The sequence below is a fragment of the Psychrobacter nivimaris genome (assembly GCF_009812035.1).
Classification (GTDB): Bacteria; Pseudomonadota; Gammaproteobacteria; order Pseudomonadales; family Moraxellaceae; genus Psychrobacter; species Psychrobacter nivimaris.
Map to the genome: position 1 here is coordinate 64,998 of NZ_VZIZ01000015.1, position 21,955 is coordinate 86,952.

The following is a 21,955-nucleotide window of genomic DNA, read 5'->3' on the forward strand; positions in this document are numbered from 1 at the left end:
GCTATTTCAGAGCAAATAGAAGAAGCCTACTATTATTGTAGTAGGCTTCTTCTTTTCTAACTTAAGAAAACCAATTTTATTAACTTAGTTTATTCATTACTTGTAATGGCAAGTGCTTCATCGCGTGACTGACCATGGACCAAGGTAGGCTCGGCACACAGGCTTCATCCACACCCGCTTCGATAGCCGCGACAATTGCTTTGGTACCAGTATCTGTATCAACTTCAAATGGTAATGGCTTAGAGCCTTCATTGATTTCAGTACGAATATAACCTGGGTAAATTGTAGAAACTTTAATAGGTAAATTGGTCAAAAGCATATCAGCACGAATGCCTTCTGCTAAGTGAGCCAAGCCAGCTTTACTTGCACCATAGGTCGTCAGATGCCTAGGTAATCCACGCATGGCTGACATGCTCGATATCACGACCAAATGGCCATTGTTCTGAGCACGGAAGATATTCATGGCGGCTTCACACTGTGCCAGTGCGGCGACAAAATTGACATCGGCAGTGCGACGATTGGTTTCAAAATGCCCTTTACCAATGCGGCGACTATCACCAATGCCAGCATTGACCACTACTCGCTCAATGCTACCAAAGTCATCTGCAAAAGCATCAAATACTTGAAAAACCGTATCATAATCACTCACATCTAGTGCTTGGTATTCGACTCGGATATCAGGGTACTTGTCCATCATCTCTGATTTTAGATGCTCTAAACGATCAGTGCGACGCGCACATATAGCCAAGTTGTAGCCAAGGCTAGCAAACAATCTTGCCATACCCTCGCCCAGACCTGAACTGGCACCTGTGATAAGCACCGTTTTACCTGTGCCTACTTGCTGCTTACTCAGGTCTTTTAGATAGCTTGTAGGTCGAACCGCGCCTACTATCTGGTTTTTGCTATGGCGCGCACTTTTAGCAACCAATTTTATTAATTTATTTTGCATGTACCGTCCTTTGTATATCGATATTACACAGAATCAAATCGGTATTTCTTAGTATAAACGTCGATAAGGTTTATACTTTAAGCAGATATGACACTACATTATCCGCAAATCATGTGTAAATTTACCGCCATGTCACAAACGGTTTACCATCAGAGAATAAATGACTGTATTCATTTAAAGACAACAAGCGAGAACTTTGATTTTTTAAAGTAATAGAGGTCACACCCGTATTAACCAAGCTTTTATTCAGCTGATAAGCGGTCTGACTGCCTTGTCGCAATAACTGTGCAGTGATTGCAGCGATGACACCACCTGAAGTGAATACGAGCACGGTGCTGCCCTGATCTAAGCTCATACTTGCTACTTTTGTACGTACTTGTTCAAGGGCTTGCTGTGCACGATCATTAAACTGTGGCCAACTTTCAAGATAATCTTGGTCATTGTCACCAGCATGCCAGCGCTGCATCGCTTGATCAAATAGCTCAGCCAGTCGTGTCGCTGGCGATTCTGCTTTGGCGATTTCAGCTGAGATGTCAGATCGATTGCCAGATGCCTCTGCTGACTTAACGAATACGTCTTTATGATTAAACTCATCAAACTGCGGCAGAATATAACTATCAGGCTGATCAAAGTTGATTGCGGGCGCAACAGCTGTGCCATTGCTATTACTGGCATGTACAGATGACTGGTAACGCTCCCAAAAATGACGTGCTGAGTCTTGCTGTCGAACCAGCCTACCAGTAAATATGGCATCGATGCGGCGCTGTGTGGCTGCATAGTGCTGACCTAACATTTGGGCTTGGACAGTACCTAGCTCTGAGAGTTGATCATAGTTTTCTTGTCCAAAAGACGCTTGGCCATGACGTGCTAAAAGTATGGTTGTCATAAATTCTTACCTTTTATCATATTTGCTAAAGTACGGTTTGCTGAATGCTTACGCTTCAGGGGGAGTCAGGTGCTTTTGCAAAATAACCTTTTGGTAAAATACTTTTGACCACTTTTTGAACAGGGCTTGGTAACTGCTCGATAGCAGCAGCATCTACCCCTATGTCTTCTAAATGCGGCTGCACATGCGCATTGAATAAGGCTTCGCCTTCATATTGCGCAATTAATTTCAAACATTTAGCATGCATGACATGTATAACGAGCCAAGCGTTTTTGAAAGCTGGATTGGTGGTTTGCTTATGATAATAACGATAGTAGATTTGCTGAATAATGCCTGAGAGGCGGAACAATCCGAACACTTCATAAAAGGTCCAATTATCTATCTCTAAACCTGACTGTTTTAGATAATATTCAACCACTTCATCGCGCGTCATCATGCCTTCTAAATGTGTTGGCTGACGACGGAACTGCTGCATGATGATATTATCATCTTCTTCAATCCAGTAAGCCAACGCACTACCCAAGTCCATCAATGGATCACCAAGGGTTGCCATCTCCCAGTCGAGCACGCCAATAACTTTGGTCGGCTCATCCGCATCAAGTATTACATTGTCAAAGCGCCAATCATTATGAATGATACAAGTTTTGCTATCAGCTGGTGTGTGCTTAGCAAGCCATTGTCTAACCAGTGCAAAGCTCGGTACGTTTGGCGTCTTTGCTTTAACATAACGTTTATCCCAACCACTGATCTGGCGTTCGCAATAACCTTTACCGCGGCCCAAATTGACCAAATCAGGATGCTCGGTATAGTCTATCTGATGTAACTCTACCAAAGCGTCTAATACATTGGTGCAAAGCAGACGCGTTTGCTCAGGATTTAGATCGATACCTTCTGGTAATTCTGCACGAGGGATAATACCTTCCATCCGCTCCATCACATAAAAGTCAGCGCCGATAACAGCTTCATCCGTACATAGCGCAATCATCTCAGGCACATAAGGATATGCATCTTTTAACGCTTTTTGAACGGTGTACTCACGCACCATGTCATGGGCAGATTTTGCCTTGGTACCTTTTGGTGGACGACGTAATATGAGGTCTTGGTTTTTATCTTTACCTTCATATTGTAGTCGATACGTCCAGTTTGATGCGCCGCCTGAGAACTGAGTGACTGTAGGCTCGCCTACTACGCCGACACCTTGACCGCGAAGCCATTCACTGACTGCTTTGGCATCAAGCTCTTCACCCTCGCGTACGGCACCGCCTTTGTCTAGTACTTTATTATCAGTTGCCATGAGACATTCCTTATCATGTGGTCATTTATTTTTATAACAAATATGCGAGCTAGTTCTCAATTCAATTTATCTCATGCTTATTACCATTTTTGAAATGAGGACTCGCTCTAGTGATGAAAAATTCACTACTAAATCATTAATAGTGAATTCTTAATTAGCATTTTGATTGGCTTATTCTTGATAGTTGCGTGAGCAAATCAAAACTAACTCACACAACCGTTTGTTAAGATTAAACTTAAGACTAAGCTTTGTCAGATTTAGCAGAACGACTAAAGCCCTGACGTTTTAGTTCTAATTTGGCAATCATGGTTTTATGTACTTCATCTGGACCATCTGCCAAACGTAGTACACGTGCTTGCGCGTAGAAGTTCGGTAGTAATGTATCTTGGCACACGCCCATACCACCATGAATCTGAATCGCCATATCAACGACTTCTTGTAGCACAGTTGGCGCCACTACTTTGATAGCAGAGATTTCCGTCAATGCTGCTTTGGTGCCTTGAGCATCCATTTTTTGGGCGGCGTACAATGTGAGCAAGCGTGCTTGGTCAATTTTGATACGGGCCTCGCTGATACGCTCAAAGTTACCACCCAATTGTAGTAACGGCTTACCAAAGGCAGTACGCGACATACCACGCTTGACTGCTAATTCAAGAGATTTTTCGGCAGCACCGATACAGCGCATGCAATGATGAATACGACCTGGCCCTAGACGACCCTGGGCAATCTCAAAACCTTTACCAGGTCCACCAATAAAGTGGCTGACTGGCACACGCACATTCTCGAAGCTAATCTCACCATGGCCGTGCGGTGCATCATAATCACCAAACACTTTAAGCATACGTTTGATGTTCACACCTGGTGTGTTGACTGGCACAAGCACCATCGAATGCTGATGATGACGGTCTGCACTTTCATCCGCGGTATATGCCATCACAATCAGGACATCAACCGCTGGATCACCAAGACCAGATGACCACCACTTGCTACCATTGATGACAATCTCATCACCATCTACTACGGCGGTTGCTTGCATATTGGTTGCATCACTTGACGCCACGTCAGGCTCAGTCATACAGAATACAGAGCGTGTCTTACCTTCTAGGATTGGGGTAAGCCACTTGTCTTGCTGCTCTTGAGTACCGTAGCGCCATAACAGCTCCATGTTACCGCTATCAGGTGCATTACAGTTAAATACATGAGGTGCTAGCAAACTACGACCAGTCAATTCTGCAATAGGCGCATAATCAGTGACTGACAGTCCTGCACCTAGTGTGTCATCTGGCAGGAATAAATTCCATAAGCCTTCTTCACGTGCTTGTTTGCGCAGGTTTTCGTAGGCTTCTGGCCATTCCCAGTTTTCCCAATTACCATCAGGGTTTTTCTTATGACAATCTTCCCAGAATTGGGCTTCGATAGGCTCAATATTCGTTTCGATAAACGCTTTGACTTTGGCATGCATGGCTTGACCATGTTCTGTTGCGGTAAACATTAAATTGTCGTTAGACATAAATGACTTCCTTTTCTTTATTGATTGTCTAAATCAAATGTTGATAAAAAGCTCTACTAGAGCTTTAGTGTACGCACGTATACTGTTTTCCGTGTGCTACATTTATAACACAGCAATTGTCAATAAACAGCAAAAAGGCGCGACCAGCTAGGCCACGCCTTTTACAAAATATAAACAATGTATCCAAAAACTTCTGAGCACTAAAATACCATTATTTAACTATCATAATGATAACTAACATTATTTCAGAATATTTAGGCGACTATTCAAATCAAAACGTGCAAGTGCATCAGGTAATTTATCTACAGCCATACTCAGTGTCGCTTCTGCTGCTTGAGCCAATCCTAGCTTTTCTGCTAACGTCGGCTTCTGACGTGAATAAAGTGCGTACACTTCGTTGTCTTCCATACGCTCTAAAATATAGCTGTCTGAAGTTTGTAGACTGTCAATTAAGTTAAGCTTTAACGCATCTTCGCCATACCAATGCTCACCCGTAGCTACTTTGGCAACATCGAGTTCTGGACGATAGGTATTAACAAAATGCTTGAATAGCTCATGCGTCTGCTCTAGTTCTTCTTGGTATTTGGCACGGTCTTCGGCATCATTTTCACCAAATACAGTCACCGTACGCTTATAGTCACCAGCGGTAAACATCTCATAATCGACGTCGTGGTTTTTTAGCCATTTATGGAAGTTTGGCAATTGCGACACCACACCGATTGAACCAATGATAGCAAATGGTGCGGCTATTACCTTGTCTGCAACACAAGCCATCATATAGCCACCGCTTGCCGCCACCTTATCAACACAGACCGTCAATTTTAAGCCAGCATCCTTTAGGCGAACCAATTGCGCTGCGGCCAAACCATAACCATGTACCAGACCACCGCCTGATTCAAGACGTACGATAACTTCGTCACCTTTATTTGCGGTACTAATTAAAGTACTGATTTCTTCACGCAAGTGCTTGACCGCAGTTGCTTTGATATCACCGTCAAAATCGAGCACAAAAACTTGTGCCTTATCATCAGTATGTTTTTTCTTATTTTTAGTTTTTGCTTTCAATGCTTGCTTGGCTTTTTTGGCCATGACTTTTTTGAACTGTTTGAGGGCAGCTTTGCCTTGGGTGGCTTCCATCAAATCTTCACGGCGCTGCTTTTGAGCATCATTCAAGTGGCGTATTTTAAGCTCAACAGGGTTTTTAGGGGGATGAAATAGCATGGTTACAAATCCTCAAGTCAGTAAATATATTGATATGGCTGTTTTTATTAGCGTGCGGTTGATATGTGCACACTAAGCGGTGTTTTCAAGCATGATGACAATATTTAACCCAATATAAATATCACTGAATAAATACGTCAGATACTTGCAGACTCCCGTTCTTTGATTGAACTCAGCTGGTTGTATAACAAAGGCAGATTAGGCATAATATGCGTTTATATCAAATTTTCTGCAGCCAACGTGATGACCATATGTCTTAATCGCGTTGTTTGTGTGTTTTTTTTGCAAATAGCTTGAAACGCACAACAATGGCTGCATTATTGTACTTCGAATTGGGCTGATAACTGGATAACCATATTATGACGCAAAGCACTATGACGCATAGCGAATACCGAGACGAGTATTGCGGAGCCGTAACCGAGAGCTTGCTTGAGCAAACCATTAGTATCGTAGGCTGGGTACATCGTCGTCGCGATCACGGTGGCGTGATTTTCTTAGACATGCGTGACCGCGCTGGTATCTTACAGGTCGTGGTCGACCCTGATACCCCAGAAGCTTTCGCAGCAGCAGATGCTGTACGTCCTGAATACGTGCTAAAGATAACTGGCCGTGTACGTCGCCGTTATGAAGGTACTGAAAATAATAATATGACCAGTGGCCAGATTGAGCTATTGGGCAAAGAAATTGAAGTACTGGCTAAATCTGAAACACCGCCATTCCCATTGAATGACGAAAAAACGACTGTATCTGAAGACCTGCGTCTAAAGTATCGTTATCTTGATATGCGTCGTCCGCAAATGCAAGAGCGTATGGTGTTCCGTGCCAAGGCAACCTCAGCGATTCGTCGTTATTTAGACGATCATGGTTTCTTGGATGTTGAAACGCCTATCTTGACTCGTGCAACGCCTGAAGGTGCGCGTGATTATCTTGTACCATCACGTACCCGTCCAGGTAACTTCTTTGCCCTGCCGCAGTCACCACAGTTATTTAAGCAATTATTGATGGTGTCAGGTTTTGACCGTTATTATCAAATTGCTAAATGCTTCCGTGATGAAGATTTACGTGCCGATCGTCAGCCTGAATTTACTCAGGTGGATATTGAGACTTCTTTCTTAAATGAAGAGGAAATCATGAACATCAATGAAGGTCTTATCAAGCATTTGTTTAAGACAATGATGGATGTTGAATTCGAGCAATTCCCTCGCATGACTTACGCAGAAGCCATGCGTGACTATGCATCAGACAAGCCTGACTTACGTATTCCTCTAAAGTTGGTTGACGTTGCCGATTTGATGAAAGATGTTGATTTCAAAGTATTTGCCGGCCCTGCTAACGATCCTAAAGGTCGTGTTGCTGCCCTTCGCATTCCTGGTGGCGCTTCATTAAGCCGTAAGCAAATCGATGCTTATACCAAGTTTGTTGGTATTTATGGCGCACGCGGCTTGGCTTACATCAAAGTCAATGACGCAAGCAGCGTCAATAATGGTGTGGACAAAGAGTCTGGCCTACAATCACCAATCATCAAAAATATGACTGATGATGTACTTGTGAGCTTGATCGAGCGTACTGCTGCAGAAGATGGCGATATTATCTTCTTTGGTGCAGATAAAGCCAATGTCGTGAATGACGCAATTGGTGCATTACGCCAGAAAATTGGTCTAGACCTTGAAATGATAACTTGTGAGTGGGCGCCGCTTTGGGTGACTGACTTCCCAATGTTTGAAGAAACTGATAACGGTCAATGGACGTCGATGCATCATCCATTTACTAAGCCTAAAGGCTCAGTTGAAGAACTGAAAAACAACCCAGAGTCTGCCCTTTCTATCGCTTATGACATGGTATTGAACGGTACTGAGATTGGTGGTGGTAGCTTACGTATCAATACTTACGATATGCAGCAAGCTGTACTTGAAGCCTTGGGTATTGGTGAGCAAGAAGCTGAAGACAAATTCGGTTTCTTACTTGATGCTCTAAAATTCGGTGCGCCACCGCATGGCGGCCTAGCGTTTGGTTTGGATCGTTTGATTATGTTGATGGTAGGCGCAAGCTCTATCCGTGACGTTATCGCTTTCCCAAAAACCAAAACAGCTGACTGCCCATTGACCCAAGCACCTGCTGGCGTTGATAGCAAACAACTACGTGAGCTTGGTATCCGTGTGCGTGAAAAAGCACAGGCTGATACCAACAAGCCTGCTGAATAAATCGTTTGATGATGCGCGGTTGCTGTCTACAGTGCTTGTTACGTGATTCATTACCATGTGAGTGGTCATGAATCCGTATCATATTTTCAAAGTCGTGCCATTGTCTGTACTGCAGATGCTGGCACGTTTTGCCGCTTGGGTTATCATTAAGATACCCAGTCTAAGTATCATGCGTACCATTCAGATCAATATGGCGCTGATTACTCATACACTGTCTGAGCAGCAAAAGCGTGCATTGACCAAAGACATTATTTATCATCAATGTCTGACCAGTATTGAATCTATAAAAAGCTGGGCGATGCCACCTGAGTGGAGTATCGCTCAGATTCGTGATGTCCATAATAAAGACATTCTTTTAGAAGGTCTTGCCAATCCAAATGGCATGCTTGCTATCGTACCGCATCTCGGCACTTGGGAGATGATGAATGCTTGGCTCAACCAGTTTGGTGCGCCAACTATTATGTATAAGCCAGTTGACGGCAAATTCGCTAATGAGTTTATCCTTCAAGGTCGAGGCCGACTCAACGCGACTTTAGTCCCTACTGATGGTAGCGGCGTTAAAGCCGTGTTTAAGACGCTCAAGCAAGGTGGTTTTAGTATTGTATTGCCAGATCACGTTCCAGAGCCATCAGGCGGTGTTGTTGTTCCGTTCTTTGGTATCAAAACATTGACCAGTACCCTTGCCTCAAAATTGGCGAGCAAGACCAAATGTGCGCTGGTTGGCTTATCTTGTATTCGCCGTACCGATGGACGCGGTTTTGATATTTACTGCTACAAACTCAACGATCCAGCCTTGTATGACCGTAATGCTGAAGTGGCAACTCATGCTCTCAATCAGGCCATGGAGCGTATGATTACAGACAACTACAGTCATTATATGTGGGGCTATCGACGTTTTAAGCGTATACCAGACTTAGGCAATCCTTACCGAAAAGATAAAGAGACTTTAGCAGCCTTTATTCAATCTCACCATTCTAACGTTTCTAGTCGCTCTGATAGTAATATCAACGATAGCGTTAAAAATGACAATGTTGAAAGCGACAATGTTGAAAACGATAGTACTGTTAAAAATGATAACACTAAGCTCGACAATCATTAGTCATCACCAACCTAACGTTGCCTATTTATACATACCATCAGTTTAGACGTTCCATCAGTCACAGCTATGCTAATATTGGCTGAACTCTATATTCTTTTACTTTTATTAGTCCTTCATTTATCTGACTATTATCTCAATACGAGTGCATTATGACATCTGACGTAACTAAGACTTCATCTATAGACCCTCATCAAACCATCACAAATGCTGCTGAACAGCGTTATATCATCTGTATGAAATGGGGCGACAAATATGGTCCTGAATATGTCAATCGTCTCTACAACATGGTTAGTCGACATCTAACCTTGGATTTTAAAATGGTTTGCTTGACCGATGACAGCACAGGTATTGACCCTGCGATTGCGTGCTATCCGATACCTGACATGGATTTACCAGCAGGTCCTGAACGTGGTTGGAAAAAACTGACTACCTTTAAGCCTGAGCTGTATGATTTAAAAGGTGTGGCCCTATTTTTAGATATTGATATCGTCATTGTCGATAATATCGATGCGTTTTTTACTTACCAAGCTGAGCATGAGGACAGTGTCGTCATCATCCGCGACTGGAAAAAACCTTGGCGCATGATTGGCAATAGCTCTGTCTATCGCTTTAATATTGGTATGAATACCTACCCTGATTTGCTGTCCAATTTTGAGCGGAACTTTGAAACCATTCGCACCCAAGTACGTCACGAGCAGGCCTATCTCTCTAACTATTTGCGTGAGCATCACCACTTAGAGTATTGGGATAAGACATGGTGTGTCAGCTTTAAGTACCAATGCATTGCGCCGATTCCTTTTAACTTTGTACGCACACCTACTCTGCCAGATGATGCAAAAATCGTTATCTTCCATGGTGAGATTAACCCGCCCGATGCGATTGCTGGCAGTGGTGGTAAATGGTATCGACATGTGAAGCCAAGCCCATGGTTAAAAGACCATTGGCAATAGATGCTTAGCAATTAACCATATGTAGACAATTTATAATTAACATAAAGGCTGTGTATTACGATATAAGATAGGTGAGATAAACGACTGGAAAATAGTATGGCGCTATATTTAAGATTACCTGCTACCGCTGGGTTCAACATTGATAATGAGCTCATCATTATCAATGCGTTTAATGCCAATGAACCAGCACAAAGCCTGCATGGAAAAGACGTCAATATTATCGCCTCAGGACCATCTATACAGCAGCTGCCGTTAACAGAGCTACTAGATACACCTACTATTTTTGTTAATGGCAGTATCAGCCTGATTGGGCAGCATCAGTTTACCGATATTGTTGGTTACGTCATCAGTGATGCGCGCTTCATCAATCATCAGCCTGAGATTTTACGGCAGTACTATACAGGTCAACCTCTATATGCAACGCTAGCTGTCTTTGAAGCGATGGCCACTACGCACCCTGATATTATGCGAACGTACCATCATGCCATGCGGGTGTTGTACCCAGTAGATAGGCCCTGGGGAGTCAAGTCAAACAAGCTATCTTTTAATAAGCTTATCTTTAAGAAAAAATTACTTAATAAAAAAATGCCGCTATCGTACTTTATCAATAATCCAAACTTTATTATTGATAGCGATCATAAAGCGGCTGACATCGGTGTCTCTCTTAACATTACTCATGGCTTTGTGGAAGCAGGAACCGTTGCTTATGTCGCGGCGCAGTTGGCGTTTTCGCGTCAAGCAGCGAGCATTCATCTGTATGGTATTGACCTACTTAACAGTAAGCAACCACGGTTTTATGAAAATAAAAACAATGGGGCGCCAAGTATGCTCAGCAAAGTCATGCACGAGCGCATTGTCCCTTCGTTTAACTTACTCGGCAGAATCTATCAATCGCATGGTGTCCCTGTTGTCAATCACTCTCCTATCTCTAAATCGCTATTCGACACTTTCTAGTTAATAACCTCTGCTTGATGGCGTTTAATTAAGAACCACTACGATTTATAAACCCTCATTTTTATCTGAATCTAAAACAGAACCAAACGCTAAGTACTGGCTTGCAATATGTTCAGGCAGTAACTGCTGGTTTAGCGGCACGATATAATCTGTAAGGTTGTCTATGGCTTGATCAATGAGAGTGGCCAAGCCATCAATATCACCTACCGCTATTAAGTTTTCTTTAGGTAATAATTCTCTTGGCCCAAAAGGACAATCCGTACTGATTACTGGTACACCCAGTGCTTGTGCCTCTACTATGACATAACCAAAGCCTTCAAACTTAGAGGTGAGTACCATCAGTGCAGCTGATTTAATTAATGGATAAGGGTTGGTCTGAAAGCCTAAAAACTTAATACTATCGCTAATCCCAAGTTCGGTCGCAAGCTGCTTAATCTCTTCTTCAAGCCTACCTTTACCTACTAGGACTAACGGCAGTTTTCGTACTGTTTTGGCATATGCCTGTAGCAAGTCTCGATGACCTTTCATGTCATCAAAAGAGGCAACATGTATAATGTACTCTTTATCTACTAAGCCGAAATGTTCTAGATGGCTAGATGCTGCTGCTTTGGTATTTATATCAGCAGCATCACAAGGATTGTAGATTGTTGTGGTTTTGGTGATATTTTCTATAAGATCAATCAAATCTTGACGTGCACCTTTACTCACACAGCTACAAGGATGAGCGCCATAGACCATTTTCAAATGATTTATCGTCTGTACTGGCGCCTCTAATAATTGGTTTTGAAACTGCTTTGATAGCGCTGTATGCAGTACATTTACGATGTTTGGCAACTGGCTATATGCCATAATCCAGTTTATCTTATAGATATTAGCCAGTATCAAATCTGGCTTCCCTATTTGGCTACGTACGTAACCATCAATACGTTTAGCGACTGATTCGTAGGCTTGTGCTTGCGTAGATTCTGGGTCGAGATTCTGCTCAGAAAACATCTCATCATATGGCACGATGTGATATTGCACACGAGCGTCTAGTAGCATATCTTGCGTCGCTTCCAAACATAGAATATGAGGACGATAGCCCATATCTGCATAAGTGCTTGCCAACGTCGTAACCATACGCTCAGCACCGCGACCTTCAAGCGCTTTTAAAATAAATAGAATAATAGGTGGCATTGGTGTCTCAGCTTGGTTTTTTAACGGTATAGGCATGATAGGTTAGCCAAATGAATGCATCTATGGTCATAATTATTGCAGCGTTCTAACTTTATATGCTAGTCTCACCTACCGCTGGTGCTCGGCATTTACTCAGTAAAGTACGAGCAGGATTTAACGGTATCTCTATAAAAAATGATAATAAGTCTAACTATCTGAATCGATTAAACCTTGTCAATAATCGCATCAGCAAATATCATAGCTGGTCTAATATCGTTACTAAAATAGATATGTATCCGCAAAGAACAGGATCAGTTATGAAGCAGCCTAATGAAAATACATTAGACATCGTCATTGCTTGGGTAGATGGCGCAGACCCTATACTCAAACAAAAGCGAGAACAGTATAAGCCAACTAAAGAAGTGGCATCTGACGCAATAACTGACACGCGTTTCGCCAGTGACGATGAGATATATTATAATATTGCTTCTATCATCAAATATGTGCCTTTTTGTCGTCATATATATGTCGTCACAGATCAACAAAAGCCAGCGTTCATCGATGAGTTTGCCAAGCAAGGTATTTGCTCAGCAGATAAAATACGCATTGTTGATCATAAGGACATATTTTTAGGTTATGAAGAATTTTTACCGACCTTCAACACTCGATCAATTGAGACGATGATTTGGAATATCCAAGGATTGTCTGACTATTTTATCTATATGAACGATGATTTCTTTTTTAATCAACCAGTGACGATAGATGACTTTTTAGACAGTGAGAAGCTAATCATTCATGGTGAGTGGCGTAAAAGTGCTGCTTTGAATGCCAAGCTTAATTTTCGAAAATCACGCTTTAAATTGTTTGGCACATCGATACAGCCAAGGCATACTATCGCGCAAATGTTAAGTGCTAAAATACTGGGCATGAATCAGTTTTTTGAAATTCATCATTACCCTCATATTGTCGATAAAAACATCTTAAAGTCCCATTTGTTGAATCATCCGCAATTATTGACCGAGCAGATAAAATACAAATTCAGAGATGTCGCCCAAGTTAACCCTATAACACTGATGAATCATCTGAAAATTCAAAAAAGCGAAGCACACTTAAAGCCTAATACCTCTATCAACTATCTAAAAAATGAGAATAGCGTAGAGGACTTTATCATTGCTTTAGAAGATAAAACTATCAAATATGGTTGTATTCAAAGTTTGGATCTTTTGAAACCAGATTTGTATAAAAAAATCAGTCAAGCTATGAGGCACAAGTTCTTAGATTATCTGCCTAATTCCGTGTTAGAAAACACAAATAATGAGCCTAAATGAATTCAGACTAAGCTTGAACTATAATGATGATTACTCACTCTTGATTTAAACCAATAAAAGCTTAAAAATTACTTGGATATATTATGAAAATAGCAGTAGTAGGTACAGGCTACGTAGGCTTATCGAATGCAATGCTGTTAGCACAGCATAATGAAGTCGTTGCTGTCGATGTCATCGCTGGAAAAATAGCCTTGTTAAATGCCAAGCAGTCTCCTATCGAAGATACAGATATCGAAGATTTTTTATTGCATAAAGAGCTCAATTTTTCTGCAACGCTGGATGCCAAAGAAGCTTATAAAGATGCAGATTTCATCATCGTTGCCACGCCGACTGATTATGATACCAAGACCAATTATTTTAATACATCAACGGTAGAATCAGTGATTGAGCAAGTACTTTTTGTCAATCAACAAGCGACCATTATTATTAAGTCCACAGTACCAGTGGGCTATACAACAAGTATCAGAGAACGTTATGCGACTGATCGCATTATTTTTTCGCCTGAGTTTTTGCGAGAAGGTAAGGCACTACATGACAACCTTTATCCTTCACGTATCATTGTAGGTGCACAGTCTGAGCAGGCTCGAATATTTGCCAATCTTTTACTTGAGGGTGCAGTCAAAAAAGATGCACCGCTGTTATTTGTAGAGTCTACTGAAGCTGAAGCGATCAAATTATTTTCTAATACTTATCTAGCGATGCGAGTAGCGTATTTTAATGAGCTTGATACTTATGCGCAAACCTTTGGACTTGAGACCAAACAAATCATCGAAGGGATTGGCTTAGACCCTCGTATTGGCAATCATTATAATAACCCTTCTTTTGGCTATGGCGGCTACTGTCTGCCCAAAGATACTAAGCAGTTATTAGCAAATTACGATGAAGTACCAAGCAACCTAATAAAAGCCATTGTCGATTCTAATAGGACCCGCAAAGACTTTATTGCCGATAAAATCATCGAAAGACAGCCAAAAATCGTGGGAATACATCGCCTAGTGATGAAAAGTGGGTCAGATAACTTTAGAGCATCTGCCATACAAGGCATCATGAAACGTATCAAGGCAAAAGGTATCGAGGTTGTTGTCTACGAACCTGTGCTAAAAGAAGACAATTTCTTTAATTCGCGTGTGATTCAAGATTTAGAAACCTTTAAATCAGTGAGTGATGTCATTGTCGCAAACCGCCTATCTGATGAGATAAAAGATGTCGCAGACAAAGTATTCACTCGCGATCTGTTTGGGAGCGACTAATGAAAATACTGGTCACTGGTGCGGCAGGTTTTATTGGTTTTCATTTAATCAAGGCGATACTAGAAACAGATCTATCTGCTAGGGATTACTGTATCGTTGGTATCGACAATATCAACGACTATTATGATACAGATCTAAAAGAAGCGCGTTTGAGAATATTAGGTGAGATATCAGATCCAGAAATTTTTACATTTATTAAGTTAGATCTGGCTGATCGTGAAGCCATATCTGAGCTTTTTGCAACCTATCAATTTGATACAGTTGTTAATTTAGGTGCCCAAGCAGGTGTGCGCTATTCTATCGAAAACCCTAACGCGTATATCGACTCAAATGTGGTTGGCTTTGTTAATATTCTAGAAGGCTGTCGTCACCACGATATTAAGCACTTAATCTACGCAAGCTCTAGCTCTGTTTATGGTATGAATATAAAGCAGCCATTTACCACTGCTGATTGTGTTGATTTTCCTATCAGCCTATATGCCGCTACCAAAAAATCCAACGAGCTTATGGCACATAGCTATAGTCATTTATATAATATACCTACGACAGGATTAAGGTTTTTCACCGTTTACGGTCCTTATGGTCGACCTGATATGGCGTACTTTTCTTTTACTAAGAAAATTCTGGCTGGCGAGCCAATTAATGTATTCAATAATGGTGTTATGCAGCGTGACTTTACGTATATTGATGATATCGTCAACGGCATTATTCGTATAATTAATAAGGCCCCTTCGCCCCAGCATTCTACTATTACGACTGCAGCTGCCCCCTATAAGATTTACAACATTGGTAATAATCAGCCAGTCACTTTGCGCCGTTTTATTACTGCTATTGAAAACGCTTGTGGTAAAAAAGCGCAAGAAAACTTATTGCCTATGCAAGCAGGCGACGTACCGATTACTTACGCCGATATAGATGAGTTGGTAGAGGACATTGGCTTTAAGCCTGAAACCAGTATCGAAGAAGGTATCAAACAATTTGTTGACTGGTATAAACAGTATTATTCAGTCTAAACAAACAACAATGATCTCTAAGACTTATATTATAGAGATTACGGCGCTAATATCTTTATATATTTTTAGAGGATTTTGATAATATGGCTACACCTTCAAGTTGGCAGAGAAAATTGCTATTGATCTTTCGAAGCGAAAAAAGATTGAATGCAGGTAAGATTATCAAAACCTATAATGATAGAAGCTTTGATGAGATGAAAGCAACAACCATTACTGAATCAATGTGTGATATTGAAGCGTTAACCAATGAGCGTAAAAGCACAGATTTAGATAACCATTTGAACAACTTGAAATACAAATCGCTTGGTGAGTCTGAGCTCTGCTTTTATCACAACACGCTTATTATACTAATGCGCCGTAAGTACAAAATAGATAAAACATTCGCTGAATTTGAAAAGTTATGGGAAGTAGAGAGCGACTATTTATTGACACATCTGTCGTTGCGCTGGATTGTCTCTGCTTGCGATACGTTTATTGATCATTCAAACAATACTCATAGAGCAGCTATCTTGATGAATGTTGTAACTCTAATGAATACTTTGCGCACTTATGAAACCAAAAACTTTCTGCAGTTATCCACTAATGCTGAATCTATGCCATTACTAACTGAAAAAACCGATATGCTTTATGCTGGTGACCTGCCCCTATACGATGGTCTTACTTATTTCCGTATCGGCACTGATGACAGCTTAAGAAATATGCGCAAACGCTATAATAAATTTCAGAAAGTTGATAAATTGGCCACTAGTATACTGTTATCTGTTTTCGAAAAACTACAGCATACTGATAGTGCGTTTGCCACATTACGAGCATTACACAGAGACGATTGGTCTAAGTGGTGGTTGAATTAAGAATATTCTTTGATTTTAGAATCAGATGCGAATGCAATATACTTTTTGGCTATTGTAATAGGTAAAAGCGACCCATCAAACTCAGAAAAGAATTGCTCTGGATTTTTCATCGCTAAGCTAAGCTTTTCAGAGATAGCATCTACGTCGCTCATCGGCATTAAGTTGTTATCTGGTAGTAACTCACTTGGACCTGATGGGCAGTCTGTACTGATAACAGGGGTTCCTAATACAAGAGCTTCGGCAATCACTAAGGCAAAACCTTCCCAATCAGAGGTTAGCACTTTAAATTTAGCATGCTTTATATAAGGGAAAGGGTTCTCCTGAAAACCTAAAAATACTACTTTTTCTTCTAAGTTGAGTTCTACTACCAATTGCTCTATTTCGTCTTTCAGCTTTCCTTTACCTAGCAGTAATAGTGGCATAGACTGATCTGTTCGAGCATATGCTTTTAGCAGCACATCGTGACGTTTCGCTTCTTTAAAACTCCCCACATGAACAATATAATCTTGGTACTCAGGAGTAAATACGTCACCTAGCTTTTGAATGTAATCTCTATCGACTGGATTGTGAATGGCAATCGTTGGCGTAATATTACCAAAGCTTTCAACAAAATCTTTTTCAGCACCTTTACTGACACATATACAAGGATTCTTGGAGTAGATGTTAATCATCTTTGACTTTAGTGTGTCAGCAGCATTCGTATTATCGAATTTATATAACAAAGACACTGTGTTATGAATCACATAAAATATATTAGGTAGTTTGCTATTGCTTAAAATACTATCTGCACGATCTAGATTAGACAGTATCATATCAGGCTGACCAATGTTTTTTGAAATGTAACGATCGACTACGAACGCAAAAACTTTGTCACGACGTTCTAATTTTGGTATCAGTTTATAACGCTTAAAATCAATAAAGTGGTAGTTTAGTTTTGGATTAAGCTCGTAATCTACACGGGGCTTAAACCGTAAAATATGTACTTCATAACCCAAATCATAGAATCCCTGTCCTAAAGTCAGAACAACACGTTCAGCGCCGCCACCTTGTAGACAGTTAATGACTAAGAGTACTTTCTTTTTATTATTTTTAACTTCTTTTTTTCTTGTTCTAATAACACTATTAATCATTTTAAATTTTCTTAGAAATAGACATTGTGAGTATAAAATATTTGGAACTATTTATGCATAATATTGACTTGTTCAGCAAACTCTACGTATTTTTCTGCTATTTTGACTGGTAGCAGCGCTTCATCGAATGGCGCATGAAACGCTTGCGGGTTATTCATAGCTTGCTGCATTTTTTTGGCAATGGCATCAATATCACCCATTGGCATCAAGTTACTTTCAGGCAATAACTCACTTGGGCCTGATGGACAATTGGTACTGATAACAGGCGTATTTAGTACGAGGGCTTCGGCAATAACCAAAGCAAAACCTTCCCAATCAGAAGTCAATATCTTAAATTGCGCATGCTTAATATAGGGAAAAGGGTTGTCACGAAAACCTAGAAATACCACTTTGTCTGTTAAATTCAACTCTGTTACTAGCTGCTCTGTCTCGTTCTTGTGCTTGCCTTGACCTAGGAGTAATAAAGGCATAGATTGATCAGTCTGTGCGTAAGCCCTTACCAATACATCGTGACGCTTGGCATCTTTAAAACTACCTACATGGATAATATAGTTCTGATAGTCAGGAACAAAAGCATCGGCCTGCTTTTGAATACTGTTTTTATCAATTGGATTATGAATGGCAGTGGTTGGCGTAATAGGACCAAAGCTTTTGATAAAGTCTTTTTGAGCGCCTTCACTGACGCATACACAAGGGTGCTTGGCATATATATCTATCATTCTTTGCTTTAACTGCTCAGCGTCGTGATTTTTATTAAACTTATAGAGCAATGATACTGTGTTATGAATAACATAAGTGATATTAGGCAGTCTGCTATTACTTAGAATACTATCGGCACGATCTAGGTTGGACAGTATAATGTCAGGCTGACCGATATTTTTCGACACGTATTTATCAACAGCACGTGCAAAAATCTGGTCACGTCTTTGTGCCCCTGGTATAAGTTTATATGGCTTAAACTTAAGTACATGGTAGTTAAGATTTGGACTTAAGTCATACTGTACTAACGGCTTAAATCTTAAAATGTGTACTTCATAGCCCAATTCATAAAACCCTTGCCCCAATGTTAATACGACACGTTCCGCACCGCCGCCTTGTAGACAATTAATAACGAGTAACACTGTTTTTTTATGCTGCTTCATACACGATAACCTATGGAGTAATTTTTCACCTTCTTAGAAAGGCTTATCATTGCTTCATTAAAAAACTAGCGTTTAAATAGCTTCGAAAAAAATGATTTAGAAGCGTGTGGACGAGTCACCTTATTACCGGTATAACCTTCTTGAGATTTTTTAGGAAAATGACCAAAAGGTTCTACCCTATAACTGTCTAAGTCATATCCATCAGCAAGTGCTTCGTTATAATATTCATCAAAAACCTCAGATAAATCCTGCCTTGGGTGCGACATTATCTCACCGTCAAACCAATGCTCGATACCTTCTTCACTGACTCTAGGTAATGAATATTTATGACTGAACTGTGTACCCATGTCTGAATAATGCAAAATCCTAATATCTTCTAACGCTAAATTTTCTCCATCTATACAGTTGTAACTATCTTGATAAGGCTCAATGAGCTGATTGTTATTTTTGAATACAGCCATCATCTCTTTATGGCTTTTGGGATCTTTCCTGAGTTTTTGAATTGGCAGGACAATGTTTTTCGCCGCCTTGCAATCCCATACGCATGTACACAACCGAGTCATATCCGCATTAGTCTTAGCAGCTACAACAGACTGACCTTCAATAGGATGGCGCCACAGCTTTGCCAAATCATCTAAAATAATGACATCAGCGTCCATGTAGATGGCACGACCAGAATATTGACAGTATTCTGGAATTGCCCAGCGAAAACCTGAAAAAGGCGTTGACCATTTAGTGGTATTCCAACCCTCTTCAGTCTCAGGATTAGAGTACCAATAGCTATTAGGATCGCGTGACAGCTGCATCCATACTATCTCAACGGGTACACTGGCATGTTTATGAATACTATAATCTAATACCATCATCTGCTCTAGATCACAGTTATTTGGATCACAACCAACAAAGACTTTAATAGTATCTTCTGTATTCATAATTTTATCCTTCACTAACTAATATTTATCTCTGCTAATGCAATGCGATAATAATCAACTATATAATTGAACCTATTCTTTCCAGTATTTCTCAATCCACCCTACTGGCAAGATAAAATGACGCAAGTGACGTAGCGGTCTTTTTAGATTTTTGGGCTCAGTTAATCTTTTTAAGTGATCTTTGGCATTGTTAGCAGCATTTTTATTATATCTACCTTCGATCGCATGTGTAGGATATAAGTCGCCAGGGAAAATAACAATTCTAGCACCTTTAGGAATCTTTGGCTCTTTGATGTAGTTAAGTGGGAACGGTTGACGACATTTGCGTCTAAAGTGCGCAACCCATGCTTTTGGAAATAACTTAACCCCGCCTGGGGCATTACGAGTCACAAAACGCTGCTCAAAACGATATTCATCAGCGATACCTTGTGGATCAGCTTTGAATTTTTCTTGTAGTGAGACAAGCGACCCTACCTGAAAGCGGAAGCAAGAAGTCTGGCCGAGGCGCTCTAGTGGGTTACTTGGGTTATAAGACAAAATAACATCGTCTGGCTCGCCATACTCAAAGAAAGGATCGAGGCTATCTACTATAATCACATCCAAATCTACAAATAATACTGTCCCTGTCAAATCACCTAACTTCTCACCCCACAAACGTGATTTTGGCCACTTGCCAAGTGTGTTGGTTGGCATGGTGACATCTAATGGTGGCAATTCTTGACATTCGATTTCTGGACGTACATCGGTGGTATCATCGGTAAAACAGACGAAACGAAACGGTGGCGTAATATTGCGAGATACCATGCCATACAGTTTATTGGCATAATCAGCCCCGTACTTTGTACCCCATTTAATACAAATAATTTGTTTGATATTATTGTTATCTGCTGTACTAGAATCTATTGGCATGGACTGCTCACTTTAATCTTAAGAATAAATATGATGGCTATATTAGCATAAAAAAAGACTGAACAATTATGTTCAGCCTTTTTGGTCTTTAAACTAACGACTTTATTAGTCAATAAAGCTTAACCAATCCATATACTGCTCATTGCGACCATGTACCACATCGAAGTACAAGCTTTGTAGCTTCTCAGTCAGCGGACCACGGCCACCATTACCGATAGTACGATCATCGTATTCGCGGATAGGTGTCACTTCAGCAGCGGTACCTGTCATAAAGATCTCGTCTGCTAAGTAGAACTCATCACGAGTGATACGGCGTTCAACGACTTTGATGTCTAGATCAGCCGCGAACTGAAGGATAGTACGACGAGTAATACCATCAAGTGCCCCGCCCGCTAAATCTGGCGTATGTAACACGCCATCTTTTACCAAGAATAAGTTCTCGCCAGCGCCTTGGCACACATACCCTTGCGGATCCATCAAGATAGCTTCGTCATAACCATTACGAGTGACTTCTTGGTTGGCCATGATAGACACAGGATAGTTACTTGAGGCTTTTGCCTTACACATAGTGACGTTTGGCATATGATGCGTGAATGAAGAGGTTTTTACACGGATACCATTTTTGATGCCTTCTTCACCAAGATAAGCACCCCAATGCCAAGCAGCAACCATTGCATTGATGCTGTTATCACGCGAAGACAAGCCAAGTTTTTCTGCACCTACCCAGATGAGCGGACGAATATAAGCTTCCGCCAAGTTGTTTTGCTTGACCACATCCTTGTGTGCTTGCTCTAAAGTGGCAGCATCAAAAGGTACGTCCATTTGGAAGATTTTAGCTGAGCCAAGTAGACGCTCAGTATGTTCTTTTAAGCGGAAAATAGCGGTACGATTATCCGCTGTTTGGTAAGCGCGTACGCCTTCAAACACAGCCATACCGTAATGCAAGCTATGTGTAAGCACATGAACTTTAGCATCTGGCTGTTCGATCATCGTGCCATTCATCCAAAGCTTACCATCTTGTGTTGCCATATTCATTTTATTGTCCTTATGCTAGCACTGACGTCTAACTTTTTTTAGGTAGGTTTTATTTAACAGTATTGATCAACATCGTATGATAACACCGCAGCGTCAATTTTTACTGCCTAAACAGCAGCTTCATTATGACAAACGACTGACAGTAT

Annotated in this window: 19 protein-coding genes; 8 read left to right on the forward strand and 11 right to left on the reverse strand. The window is 40.9% G+C overall.

Going from position 1 to position 21,955, the window contains the following annotated elements; translation table 11 throughout:
• Positions 1-79: 79 nt before the first annotated feature.
• The 5 genes from FQV37_RS06870 to sohB form a co-directional block, all read right to left on the reverse strand.
• Entirely contained in the window at positions 80-949 is an 870-nt protein-coding gene (locus tag FQV37_RS06870) for an SDR family oxidoreductase (protein ID WP_160021869.1), read from the reverse strand.
• Positions 950-1,070: 121 nt separating this feature from the next.
• Positions 1,071-1,835 carry a histidine phosphatase family protein gene (locus tag FQV37_RS06875; RefSeq protein ID WP_160021871.1) on the reverse strand — a complete coding sequence of 255 codons (765 nt, stop codon included), beginning with the start codon at positions 1,833-1,835 and terminating at the stop codon, positions 1,071-1,073.
• 55 nt (positions 1,836-1,890) lie between these two features.
• Positions 1,891-3,129: a phosphotransferase family protein gene (locus FQV37_RS06880; protein ID WP_160021873.1), complete on the reverse strand. Its 1,239-nt coding sequence runs from the start codon at positions 3,127-3,129 to the stop codon at positions 1,891-1,893.
• Positions 3,130-3,370: 241 nt separating this feature from the next.
• Positions 3,371-4,621, reverse strand: a complete 1,251-nt coding sequence (locus FQV37_RS06885; RefSeq protein ID WP_227526716.1) for an acyl-CoA dehydrogenase family protein — start codon at positions 4,619-4,621, stop codon at positions 3,371-3,373.
• Between the two features lie 258 nt (positions 4,622-4,879).
• The gene (gene sohB, locus FQV37_RS06890; RefSeq protein ID WP_160021877.1) at positions 4,880-5,860 is read right to left on the reverse strand and encodes a protease SohB; all 981 of its coding nucleotides are present in this window, start codon (positions 5,858-5,860) and stop codon (positions 4,880-4,882) included.
• Between the two features lie 374 nt (positions 5,861-6,234).
• On the opposite strand from sohB, the gene aspS reads away from it, so the two are divergent.
• The 4 genes from aspS (at position 6,235) to FQV37_RS06910 (ending at position 11,064) form a co-directional block, all read left to right on the forward strand.
• Positions 6,235-8,061, forward strand: a complete 1,827-nt coding sequence (gene aspS, locus FQV37_RS06895; RefSeq protein ID WP_160021979.1) for an aspartate--tRNA ligase — start codon at positions 6,235-6,237, stop codon at positions 8,059-8,061.
• Positions 8,062-8,128: 67 nt separating this feature from the next.
• Positions 8,129-9,160: a lysophospholipid acyltransferase family protein gene (locus tag FQV37_RS06900; RefSeq protein ID WP_102092201.1), complete on the forward strand. Its 1,032-nt coding sequence runs from the start codon at positions 8,129-8,131 to the stop codon at positions 9,158-9,160.
• Between the two features lie 149 nt (positions 9,161-9,309).
• Positions 9,310-10,110, forward strand: a complete 801-nt coding sequence (locus FQV37_RS06905; protein ID WP_102092200.1) for a glycosyltransferase — start codon at positions 9,310-9,312, stop codon at positions 10,108-10,110.
• Positions 10,111-10,206: 96 nt separating this feature from the next.
• Positions 10,207-11,064 carry a hypothetical protein gene (locus FQV37_RS06910; RefSeq protein WP_160021879.1) on the forward strand — a complete coding sequence of 286 codons (858 nt, stop codon included), beginning with the start codon at positions 10,207-10,209 and terminating at the stop codon, positions 11,062-11,064.
• A 45-nt stretch (positions 11,065-11,109) separates the two neighbouring features.
• Here FQV37_RS06910 and FQV37_RS06915 read toward each other — a convergent pair whose 3' ends face one another.
• Positions 11,110-12,276 (reverse strand): glycosyltransferase, encoded by a 1,167-nt coding sequence (locus FQV37_RS06915; RefSeq protein WP_240990972.1) that lies wholly within the window; start codon positions 12,274-12,276, stop codon positions 11,110-11,112.
• Positions 12,277-12,536: 260 nt separating this feature from the next.
• Here FQV37_RS06915 and FQV37_RS06920 point away from each other — a divergent pair, with 260 nt between their 5' ends.
• The 4 genes from FQV37_RS06920 to FQV37_RS06935 all read left to right on the forward strand — a co-directional run bounded on the left by FQV37_RS06920 (position 12,537) and on the right by FQV37_RS06935 (position 16,661).
• Entirely contained in the window at positions 12,537-13,547 is a 1,011-nt protein-coding gene (locus FQV37_RS06920; protein WP_160021881.1) for a Stealth CR1 domain-containing protein, read from the forward strand.
• Between the two features lie 83 nt (positions 13,548-13,630).
• A complete protein-coding gene (locus tag FQV37_RS06925) occupies positions 13,631-14,797 on the forward strand; it encodes a nucleotide sugar dehydrogenase (protein WP_160021883.1) in 1,167 nt (388 codons plus the stop codon).
• Positions 14,797-15,810 (forward strand): NAD-dependent epimerase, encoded by a 1,014-nt coding sequence (locus tag FQV37_RS06930; RefSeq protein WP_160021885.1) that lies wholly within the window; start codon positions 14,797-14,799, stop codon positions 15,808-15,810. The genes FQV37_RS06925 and FQV37_RS06930 overlap by 1 nt, the downstream gene beginning before the upstream one ends.
• An 83-nt stretch (positions 15,811-15,893) precedes the next feature.
• Positions 15,894-16,661: a hypothetical protein gene (locus FQV37_RS06935; RefSeq protein ID WP_160021887.1), complete on the forward strand. Its 768-nt coding sequence runs from the start codon at positions 15,894-15,896 to the stop codon at positions 16,659-16,661.
• On the opposite strand, the gene FQV37_RS06940 is transcribed toward FQV37_RS06935, so the two are convergent.
• The 5 genes from FQV37_RS06940 to FQV37_RS06960 all read right to left on the reverse strand — a co-directional run bounded on the left by FQV37_RS06940 (position 16,658) and on the right by FQV37_RS06960 (position 21,809).
• A complete protein-coding gene (locus FQV37_RS06940; RefSeq protein WP_160021889.1) occupies positions 16,658-17,791 on the reverse strand; it encodes a glycosyltransferase in 1,134 nt (377 codons plus the stop codon). The genes FQV37_RS06935 and FQV37_RS06940 overlap by 4 nt on opposite strands.
• A gap of 47 nt (positions 17,792-17,838) precedes the next feature.
• Positions 17,839-18,933, reverse strand: coding sequence for a glycosyltransferase (locus FQV37_RS06945; protein ID WP_160021891.1), 1,095 nt, complete (start codon positions 18,931-18,933; stop codon positions 17,839-17,841).
• Between the two features lie 65 nt (positions 18,934-18,998).
• The gene (locus FQV37_RS06950; protein ID WP_160021893.1) at positions 18,999-19,865 is read right to left on the reverse strand and encodes a glycosyltransferase; all 867 of its coding nucleotides are present in this window, start codon (positions 19,863-19,865) and stop codon (positions 18,999-19,001) included.
• A 72-nt stretch (positions 19,866-19,937) separates the two neighbouring features.
• Positions 19,938-20,774, reverse strand: coding sequence for a glycosyl transferase (locus FQV37_RS06955; RefSeq protein WP_102092192.1), 837 nt, complete (start codon positions 20,772-20,774; stop codon positions 19,938-19,940).
• A gap of 105 nt (positions 20,775-20,879) precedes the next feature.
• Positions 20,880-21,809: a branched-chain amino acid transaminase gene (locus FQV37_RS06960; RefSeq protein ID WP_160021895.1), complete on the reverse strand. Its 930-nt coding sequence runs from the start codon at positions 21,807-21,809 to the stop codon at positions 20,880-20,882.
• Positions 21,810-21,955: the final 146 nt, after the last annotated feature.